Genomic DNA, 248 nt, shown 5'->3' on the forward strand with positions numbered 1-248 from the left:
GCCCGCCGGTATCGACGCTGCCGTTCTGGCCAAGCCGCTTCAGGTCGACGACCAGCTTGTCGTCGCCGGCTCCGGTCGAGACATTGCCCTGCACCGAACTGCCCTCGGCCAGCCACACCATGTCCTTGCCCGAGCCGCTCAGCACGACGTCGCCCACGATCACGCCCTTGTTCGCGACCTGCGCGCCGGAGGGAGCCTCGGTGTACAGCTCGACGGCGGCGCCCGTGCCCGCGCGGATCTCGCCTTCG

At 70.6% G+C, this 248-nt stretch carries 1 protein-coding gene; it reads right to left on the bottom strand.

Annotated features, from left to right (window positions below; translation table 11 throughout):
* Nucleotides 1-248, bottom strand: a 248-nt coding sequence (locus tag RZA33_RS19670) for a hypothetical protein (RefSeq protein WP_317509975.1), incomplete at both ends; no start/stop codon positions are given.

Source organism: Halovibrio sp. HP20-59, from assembly GCF_033052795.2.
Taxonomy (GTDB): domain Bacteria; phylum Pseudomonadota; class Gammaproteobacteria; order Pseudomonadales; family Halomonadaceae; genus Vreelandella.